Source organism: Pseudomonas sp. BCRC 81390 (assembly GCF_030341915.1).
Lineage (GTDB): Bacteria > Pseudomonadota > Gammaproteobacteria > Pseudomonadales > Pseudomonadaceae > Aquipseudomonas.
Genome location: NZ_JATAAG010000081.1, coordinates 29,327 through 35,301 on the forward strand (window position 1 = coordinate 29,327; position 5,975 = coordinate 35,301).

The 5,975-nt window shown below is 64.2% G+C and carries 3 protein-coding genes; all 3 read left to right on the forward strand.

Annotation, left to right across the window (positions count from 1 at the left end; genetic code table 11):
• Positions 1-7 precede the first annotated feature (7 nt).
• The 3 genes from acs (at position 8) to QSV36_RS23175 (ending at position 5,859) form a co-directional block, all read left to right on the forward strand.
• Complete coding sequence (gene acs, locus QSV36_RS23165) at positions 8-1,933, forward strand: acetate--CoA ligase (protein WP_502945748.1); 1,926 nt, start codon at positions 8-10, stop codon at positions 1,931-1,933.
• Positions 1,934-1,974: 41 nt separating this feature from the next.
• Positions 1,975-2,844 carry an oxygenase MpaB family protein gene (locus tag QSV36_RS23170; protein WP_289134831.1) on the forward strand — a complete coding sequence of 290 codons (870 nt, stop codon included), beginning with the start codon at positions 1,975-1,977 and terminating at the stop codon, positions 2,842-2,844.
• A gap of 78 nt (positions 2,845-2,922) precedes the next feature.
• A complete protein-coding gene (locus QSV36_RS23175) occupies positions 2,923-5,859 on the forward strand; it encodes a DUF748 domain-containing protein (RefSeq protein ID WP_289134833.1) in 2,937 nt (978 codons plus the stop codon).
• Positions 5,860-5,975: the final 116 nt, after the last annotated feature.

Below are 5,975 nucleotides of genomic sequence, written 5' to 3' on the forward strand. Positions count from 1 at the left end.
GTTCGATATCCGCAACTACCCGCAGGCCCTGGCTGTCAGCCAGTCCGCCGCACTCACCCCCGACGACTATCGCCGCCTCTACCGCCAGTCGGTCGACGACCCCGAAACTTTCTGGGCCGAGCAAGCCCGGCGCCTGGACTGGATCAAGCCCTGGTCGAGCGTGCAGCAGTGCGACCTGAACACCGGCCAGGCACGCTGGTTCGACGGTGGCCAGCTGAATGTCAGCTACAACTGCATCGACCGCCACCTGGCCCGGCGCGGCGACCAGACCGCGTTGCTATGGGAAGGTGACGACCCCAAGGATGCCAAGGCCATCACCTACCGCGAACTGCACCGTCAGGTCTGCCGCCTGGCCAATGCCCTGAAGGCGCGAGGGGTGAAGAAAGGCGACCGGGTGTGCATCTACATGCCGATGATCCCCGAGGCTGCCTTCGCCATGCTCGCCTGCACCCGCATCGGCGCCATCCACTCGGTGGTGTTCGGTGGTTTCTCGCCCGATGCCCTGCGCGACCGCATTCTCGACGCCGACTGCCGCACCGTGATCACCGCCGATGAAGGCGTGCGCGGTGGCAAGCGCATCCCGCTGAAACACAACGTCGACAAGGCCCTGGCCAGCTGCCCCGCAGTCAGCAGCGTGTTCGTGGTACGCCGCACCGGCACTGATGTCGCCTGGGCCGAAGGCCGCGATCTCTGGTACCACGAGGCAACCGAAAAGGCCGGTGACGATTGCCCTGCCGAGCCGATGGAGGCCGAAGATCCACTGTTCATCCTGTATACCTCCGGCAGCACCGGCAAACCCAAGGGCGTGCTGCATACCACCGGCGGCTACCTGCTGCAGGCCACCCTTACCTTCAAGGTGGTGTTCGACTACCGTGATGGCGAGGTGTTCTGGTGCACTGCCGACGTCGGCTGGGTCACCGGCCACAGCTACATCGTCTATGGCCCGCTGGCCAATGGCGCGATCTCGCTGATGTTCGAAGGGGTGCCCAACTACCCCGACACCTCGCGCTTCTGGCAGGTGGTGGACAAGCACAAGGTGAACATCTTCTACACCGCCCCAACCGCCCTGCGCGCCCTGATGCGCGAAGGCGACGGGCCGCTGCGGGGCACCTCGCGCCAGAGCCTGCGCCTGCTCGGCAGCGTCGGCGAGCCGATCAACCCGGAAGCCTGGGAATGGTATTTCGAAGCCGTCGGACAGAAGCGCTGCCCCATCGTCGATACCTGGTGGCAAACCGAAACCGGCGGCATCATGATCACCCCCCTGCCTGGCTCGCAGGTGCTCAAGCCCGGCTGTGCCAGCCAGCCCATGTTCGGCGTGCAACCGGTGCTGCTGGATGACAAGGGCAAGCAGATCGAAGGCCCGGGTGCCGGCCTGCTGGTCATCAAGGCAAGCTGGCCAGGGCAGATCCGTAGCGTCTATGGCGACCACCAGCGCATGGTCGACACCTACTTCAAGCCCATGCCCGGCTACTACTTCACGGGTGACGGTGCTCGCCGCGATGCCGATGGCGACTACTGGATCACCGGGCGTATCGACGACGTGATCAATGTCTCCGGGCACCGCATCGGTACCGCCGAAGTGGAAAGCGCATTGGTGCTGCATGACAGCGTTGCCGAAGCGGCCGTGGTCGGTTATCCCCACGACCTCAAGGGCCAAGGGGTTTACGCCTTCGTCACGACGATGAACGGGATAACGCCGGACGATACGCTCAAGGCCGAACTACTGGCCCTGGTCAGCAAGGAAATCGGCAGTTTCGCCAAACCCGAGCTGATCCAGTGGGCCCCGGCACTGCCCAAGACACGCTCAGGCAAGATCATGCGGCGTATACTGCGCAAGATCGCCTGCAACGAGCTGGACAACCTGGGCGATACCTCGACCCTGGCCGACCCCAGCGTGGTACAGGGCCTGATCGACAAACGCCTCAACCAGTAACCGGTGGCCGCTCGCATGGCCACCCTGCATGACAGGTCGCCATGGAAGCCCTTCGCCGCCGCATCGAAACCCAGGTCATGAGCCTTACCGGGCTGGCCCTCGGCCAGCTCGACCTGGAATCCCCCAAGGGCGACCCCGGCCTGTTCGGCCCGCACAGCATCAGCTGGCGAGTGCATGGCGACTTCCCGAGCATGCTGGTGGGCGGCATCAGCGCCCTCATGTTGCAGCTATTGCACCCGCTGGCCCTAGCCGGGGTGTGGGATCACTCCAACTTCCGGGAAGACCTGCTCGGGCGCCTGCGGCGTACCAGTCAGTTCATCTCCGGCACTACCTTCGGCGCCACCCGCGATGCCGAATGGCTGATTGAAAAGGTTCGCACCATCCACCTGCAGGTAACCGGTACCGCACCGGACGGCCGTTCCTACGCCGCCAGCGACCCGGACTTGCTCACCTGGGTGCACGTGGCGGAGGTCAGCAGTTTCCTGAATGCCCACCTGCGTTACTGCAATCCGCAGCTTGCACCCGCCGCACAGGACGCCTATTACGCGGAGATCGCGTTGATCGCCGAGCGGCTGGGCGCACGCAACGTGCCGCGTTCGCGCCAGCAGGTCGAGAACTACCTGCAACACATGCGCCCGCAGTTGCGCTGCGACGCCCGCAGCCGCCAGGTGCTCGAGATTCTGCTCGATGCTCCCGCTCCCAGCCGCCTGGCACAGCCGGTGGGCAAGCTGATGCTGCACGCTGGCCTCGACCTGTTACCGGACTGGGCCCAGGCCATGCTCGGCCTGCAGCACGGCCCGCTGCAGCGGCGCATGATCCGCCTGGGCCTGCGACGCACCGCGCCGGTGCTGCGCTGGGCCATGCGTAACGGCTCGGCACAGCGGGCCAAACGGCGCATGGGCATCGAATGAAGGCCAATGGTCGCCGCTGCGGAACTGATTTAACGTGCCATACTCCAAGCTCTCCTGCTTAGACAGACGAAGCGACACATGTACAAAGGATTGACTCGCGCCGCAGGCGCACTGCTGGCCTTGGTAGCCCTCTACAGCCTTCTTGGCTTTCTCGTCCTTCCCGGTGTCGCGTTGCGCATCGCCAACCAGCAGTTGGCTCAGTACGCGACGGTGCCTGCCCACCTTGAACGGATCGAACTCAACCCCTTCAGCCTCGAACTGACGCTATGGGGTCTGCAGATCGGCGAGCCTGGCAAGGAACAGGTCGGCTTTGAGCGGCTGTATGCCAATCTTTCGCTCGACAGCCTGTGGAGCGGTGCACTGCACCTGGAAGCGGTGGAACTGCTCAAGCCGCGCAACGAAGTGCTGTTCGCCAAGGACGGCACGCTCAACCTGACTCGCCTGTTCAAGCTACCCGCCAGCCAGGCCAAGCCCGACGAGCCGCCCAGCGACCCGTTCCCGCTGCGCATCGCCAGCATCAAGCTGAGCGAAGGCTACCTGCACTTCGAAGACTTGCGCCCGAGCGAGCCGATCGAGTTCCTCTACGACAACATGAACCTGGAGCTGAAGAACCTCAGCACCTTGCCCAACGACAATGCCGACATGACCTTGGTGGCGAACGGCCCGAACGGCGGGCGCATCGACTGGAAAGGCACGCTGAGCCTGGCGCCGATCGCCTCCGAGGGCACACTGAAAGTCACCGAAGGCAAGATGAAGGCGTTCTGGCCTTATGTACGCGATGCCGTGCCCCTGGTGCTGGAAGAGGGTGTGGTCAGCCTCGACACCCATTACAAGCTCAACCTCGCCAAGCAGACCGAACTACTGCTGGACAACGCCTCGCTGCGCATCGCACCGTTCGCCATCAAGGCGCCGGATGGTCGCCCGCTGGCTCGCCTGGCCAGCCTGGAGGTGAGCGAGACCTCAGTCGACCTGGTCAAGCAACTGGTCACCGTGGGCAAGATCCGCAGCGAAAAACTGGAAACCTGGGCTGCGCTGGAAAAAGACGGCCAGCTCGATTGGCAGAAGTTGTTCGCCAGCCAGCCGGCCAAGGCGACGCCGAAGGAAAAGGCCGAACCGGCCGCCGCCGAGCCCACCCCCAAGGAACAAGCAGCGAAAGAACCGAGCAAGCCCTGGCAGGTACTGCTCAAGGACGTACAGCTGCGTAATTACCTGGTGCACCTGGCAGACCGTACGCAGAAAGAGCCGGTGGCCCTCGACGTGGGCCCGCTCAACGCTGACCTGCAAGGCTTCGACAGCCTCAACCAGTCACCCTTCACCCTCAAGCTCGATACTGGCGTGGGAAGACAAGGCAAGCTGCAGGCAACCGGCCAGGTCAACCTGGCGCCGATATGGGCCAAGCTGGATGTCAGCACTCGCGACATTGACCTGCGCGTGGCCCAGGCCTATATCAGCCCGTTCATTCTCCTGGAACTGCGCAGCGGCATGCTCTCCAGCGACCTCAATGTCGACCTGAAGAACACCGCACCGCTGGCCTTCACCGTCACCGGCAAGGCACAGGTGAGCCAGCTGCATACCCTCGATACCATCAAGAGCCGCGATTTCGTCAAATGGCAGCAGGTGAATGTCAACGGTCTGTCCTACGTACATGGCGACGCGCTGTCGATCGACAAGGTGACCCTGCTGCAGCCCTATGCGCGCTTCATCATCAACGAAGACCGCACCACCAACATCAACGACCTGCTGATCCCGCAGCCGGCCGGCGCACCGGCCCAGGCCCAGGCCAAGCCGGCGCCGGCCAGCAGTGGCAAGCCGCTGGGCATCCACATCGGCCAGATCGACATCAACGACGGCTCGGCCAACTTCGCTGACCTGTCCCTCACGCCCAACTTCGCCACCGCCATCCAGCAGCTCAACGGCCAGGTCGGCACCATCGACAATCGCAAGCCGGTACCGGCCAAGGTCGACGTCAAGGGCAAGGTCGACCGCTACGCGCCGGTTACCATCAAGGGTGCACTCAACCCGTTCAACCCGTTGGCCAGCCTGGACATCGCCACCAGCTTCAAGCGCGTCGAGCTGACCACCCTGACGCCTTACTCCGGCAAGTTCGCCGGCTTCCGCATCCGCAAGGGGCGGCTCAACCTCGACCTGCATTACCTCATCACCAATGGCCAGCTCAAGGCCGAGAACAAGGTGGTGGTGGAGCAGCTGCAACTGGGCGAGAAGGTCGACAGCCCGGATGCAGTGGACCTGCCGATCCGCCTGGCGGTGGCACTGCTGAAGGATACCGAGGGCAAGATCTCGATCGAGCTGCCGGTGTCCGGCGACCTCAACAACCCGCAGTTCAGCGTAATGCCGATCGTCTGGCAGACCCTGCGCAACCTGGTACTGCGCGCAGCACAGGCGCCGTTCAAGTTCATTGGCGGGCTGGTTACTGGCGGCGGCTCGGAAGATCTGGGCAGCGTGGCCTTCGCCCCGGGCTCCAGCGAGCTTGGCCCGGACGCCCAGGCCTCGCTGGACAAGCTGGCTTCGGCGCTGAAGGAACGCCCGGAGCTGCGCCTGGAAATCGAAGGCACCAGCGCCCAGGCCAGCGACGGCCCGCTGATCGCCCAGCAGCGGCTGGAACGCGAATACCAGGCTACCTGGTACAAGATCCTGCAGCGCCGGGGCGACAAGGTACCGGCCAATGCGTCCATGCTGGTAGTCGATGACAGTGACAAACCGGCGATGCTTGAAGGCATCTACCGCAACCGCCTGAAGCAGCAACCACCTGCCGAATGGGAGCAACTGGGCCGCGAAGAGCGCACTGCCAAGTTGCGCGAGGCCGTGATCAAGTCATGGGCCGAGAGCACTGCGCTGCTACGCACACTGGGCCAGGAACGGGCCAGCAGCATCAAGGATTACCTGGTCGATAAAGGCCAGCTGGAAGATGACCGGGTGTATTTCATCGATACCAACCTGGGGCAGCCTGAGAGCGATGGGCGGGTGGTGACGCCGATGCACCTGGATGCTGAGTAGATAGCAGCCTGACCGCGGATCTGTAGGAGCGGCCTTGCGTCGCGAAAGGGCCGCGAAGCGGCCCCAGCCATTGCATCAGTGCCAGGGACCGGGGGCCGCTTCGCGGCCCTTTCGCG